This is a genomic window from Persicitalea sp. (assembly GCF_041751555.1).
In the GTDB taxonomy this organism is placed as follows: Bacteria; Bacteroidota; Bacteroidia; order Cytophagales; family Spirosomataceae; genus Persicitalea.
On record NZ_JBGSXF010000203.1, the window covers coordinates 1 to 3368 of the forward strand.

At 51.7% G+C, this 3368-nt stretch carries 4 protein-coding genes; all 4 read left to right on the forward strand.

Annotated features, from left to right (window positions below):
• Window positions 1-260: 260 nt before the first annotated feature.
• Entirely contained in the window at window positions 261-725 is a 465-nt protein-coding gene (locus tag ACEW8P_RS07265) for a hypothetical protein (RefSeq protein ID WP_373512427.1), read from the forward strand.
• Window positions 726-853: 128 nt separating this feature from the next.
• Complete coding sequence (locus ACEW8P_RS07270) at window positions 854-1381, forward strand: hypothetical protein (protein WP_373512428.1); 528 nt, start codon at window positions 854-856, stop codon at window positions 1379-1381.
• Between the two features lie 149 nt (window positions 1382-1530).
• Window positions 1531-2487, forward strand: a complete 957-nt coding sequence (locus ACEW8P_RS07275; RefSeq protein WP_373512429.1) for a hypothetical protein — start codon at window positions 1531-1533, stop codon at window positions 2485-2487.
• Window positions 2478-3368 (forward strand): hypothetical protein (locus tag ACEW8P_RS07280; RefSeq protein ID WP_373512430.1); only part of this gene is annotated, 891 nt, incomplete at its 3' end. The genes ACEW8P_RS07275 and ACEW8P_RS07280, both read left to right, overlap by 10 nt.

Below are 3368 nucleotides of genomic sequence, written 5' to 3' on the forward strand. Positions count from 1 at the left end.
GTACCTCGACTGGAAAAATGTGCAGGGGCTTTTAGTGCCTACCCGAATGGAGAATTACTCTTTTGCCGATGGAGTCATCAGCGGTGAGCCAAGCGCACCGCGCATTTTCTCGGAGATTAAGTTTTTCAAGAAATTGAAGGAGAAGGGACTTTTCGAGGAGCCGGGGCGGTGACTGGCATTTCTGAAAAATCAAACGCTGCTTTCCAACCTTTCTTCCAGATAGATGCTCTCTTAGTCATGGAAACAAACCTGCTAATATCATGAAACGACTATCTGCCTCTATAACAGCCCTGATAATTATTTTCGCCATTCTTGTCCAAAGCTGCACCCGCGACAACTCCCCTGCCCCATCCACTGACATCAGCCAGTTACAGGGCCAGTATGCTACCAACGGCTTGCTCGATCCAAGCTGCGTCTTTATTTCCGATGACAGTAAACTTCCCAGCCTAACCATCACGAAGCAGCCAAACGGTACTTTCCGGCTGGTCCGAACGGACTATATTCCTTCTAAAAGTACCGCTACACTCGACGGCGTTAGCGTGAGTATCACGGCGGATACTACTTTCGTTCTCCGCGATGGCATGCCAATCGGTAAACTTTTCATGGGTACTTTTCCTGATTTCAGCAGCCCAAAACCCCGCGACATTACGGCTCCCCGGCTATTCATCACCTACTCGGATCAGGCCGCGCAGGAGTTCTTGTTTTATTCTGGCTACCGGAGATAGGCATTCAAACTACCTATTTGACAGCCATTATGTCGGTCAAAATCCTCTTTGGCTCGGTAGTTTTTGCGACCTTTGTGATAAATTCCTTTATTAGAAGGGACGTAACGAGAATTTGACGCAAAATCATCATGGAAAAATCAAGAGAAGAAGTAATACGGGAAATCGCCGCCGAACACGGCGTGACGGTCGGAACGGTAGCCACGTTGTTGCACGGCTTGCAGGCCACGGGCGGTAATCAGGTGCAGTTCAACATCGGCGAGTTGGGTGGCATGGGCCAATGGCAGCCCGGCATGACGATGGTCGGCGATATGTTCAACCATTCGCTGAAAGCCAAAGTCGAGAAACTTTGCACCGATCTGGCGGCCCTGTCGCGCAAGCTGCCCCGCGAGGTGGCCGACGAAAGCCATGCCGTGCCGGGCCGCAGCAGCGCGACCTTCAAGGGCAGCCAAAACGACACTCATTACACCTACTACGCCGACGAAAATCGACTTGTCATCTACGACGACGGTAAGAATACAAACTACGACACGACGGGCTACCCGCTCACGGGGGTGCAGCAGTCGCAGGACAACAGCGGCAAGCGGTTGAGCTTTACGTATCCTGGTGGTTCGGTTCAGGCTAAGGATTTGAAGGAAATTAAAGAAAAGAAGGACTAGGTCACCTTGCATTCGTTTCAATCTTTATCGTTAAGCGCAGCTTGGCATAGCCAGGTTGCGCTTTTTACGTTGTATATTCGGTAGAATCAGGCAATTTTATTCTCTCTACCTTTAAGCAGTTTTTCTAAAATTCAACTGGCCACAGACCCATGTCGTTAAGTGTCGGCGATATTTTTGAGGGAGTGTACCAACTGGAAGAGCGGTTGTTACGGGACGATAACGCCCGTAACGACCGTTGGCGGGCCGACGACATCACGGCCTACCGACGCGCTGAAGTACTGATCGACACCTTTGATTATCCCTATGACCCACAGTTGTATTGGTACGGCAAAACTGAGGGACTGCGTAAGATCGGCCAGTCCGCTGAGGTCGATTGTCGCTATTTCGTGTGGGAGTTGAATAATTCAGAGTTCCTGACTCCAATCGATACCACGAACTTTCAGGAGACGGATCGGCAGAGAATCGCCGAGCTCATCGACGCCCTGCCAGTGGCCGCCCACGAAAGTATTTTGGCCGAAGAACTACCCGAATTTTGGCGTACTGAATCGGGGGAATTGATTGTTTTCTATCGCAAGCATGAAGGCATCGCCCTCACTTTTCAACAAAAGCAAGAAGTGAAGGAAAGTTGGAAAAAGAAATTCCCTGCCGTCCATCAAATGCCCACTGACGAAGACCTAACCGATCCGCTGACCACGCCGCAGGATGTCACTCCGGTTAAAACAGCTAACGCTTCGAGTACGCACTGGTCACTGCTGGCGCTCAGCGTGGGAATTGTTTCATTATTGATGGTGTATCAAGCGCTTCCTCCCAAAACTTCTCCCGTCGTGACTTCCTTCCAACATTCCCTAGACCAAGGCATCGCCGAGGAAAAGAAAGGGTCTTATGACTCGGCAATAAAACATTTTCAGGCCGCAGCCGACGCGCCGGAAGACAACGTGACCGACGCCCGTCTCGACAGCTTGAGCCGCAGTTACCAAGCCCTGGCGCGGCAAGAGTGTGCCCGCTACCGATCTGCGGGTAGTTCAGAACTATATTTCATCCCCAATCAATACTTCCAATACGCGGCTATTTTGGCGCGTCGAGACACACCTGAGATATGCGAATAAAACTACTGCTAACCTGTCTGGTCTTGCTGCTGACCCTTACTCTTGGTTGGGGGCAGCGATTCCCTAACCGTAATCTCTACGACATCTGGATTTCGGCTGAAGAACATCTGAACGCCGGGCGTTTCAATGACGCCATACGGCTCTACGAAGCTGCGCCCGGGGTTCCTGCCTTTACGAAAAGATTGCTCGTCACGAAGAACTTACAAACTATCTTTCTGAGCGGTGAGCGTTATTTCCGATCCAAGCGCTACGCTGAAGCCCTGGAGAGCTACAGCCGCTACCGCCTTATCGACCCAACACTACAGGTATCTATTCTGGATCGCCGCATTCAATCCTGCCTACAGGAGTTGGACAAAATTACGACCAGGAAACTAGACGAGAACATCCGCGTCGTGGCGGGGTTTGAGTGGGCGTACAACGGCGAGCAGTCGCTCGCCGTGTTGGATACGGTGGCCGCCCGCCGAAGTTTCACAAAAGCCAAGCAGCTGGGAGGCCGGCTGAACACGACCCTGCGCAAGCAGTACGAAGCGGGGCTGGATGCCGTGAACCAATTGGGCACCTGGGGTAATGACTACCAACTAGCGGTGGACGCCGGGGATAAGTCCAGGATGCTTGAATCCCTGAAAGCATACCGCTCGGCCTCTAAGTACATCATTAGCTCGGTCGAGTACGAGATCAAAAGCGCTGAGGAAGGCGCGCAAGCAACTCTGGCAACCGCCTCGTCCACATCTCTGAGTGAGCGAATGCAGAGTTACGCGAAAGAATGTCGGGTAGAGGATTTGTATTATTTTATAAAAAATAACCGACGCTTAATTGAGAATGCGGATTCGCTGATCTCACGGATCGACGAATACCGCCGCACGGAAAGCGATCTGGCCCGG

Excerpts from the sequence above, each read along its gene's own strand:
- ACEW8P_RS07265 (WP_373512427.1), top strand. The coding sequence starts at position 261 with ATGAAACGACTATCTGCCTCTATAACAGCCCTGATAATTATTTTCGCC.
- ACEW8P_RS07270 (WP_373512428.1), top strand. The coding sequence starts at position 854 with ATGGAAAAATCAAGAGAAGAAGTAATACGGGAAATCGCCGCCGAACAC.
- ACEW8P_RS07275 (WP_373512429.1), top strand. The coding sequence starts at position 1,531 with ATGTCGTTAAGTGTCGGCGATATTTTTGAGGGAGTGTACCAACTGGAA.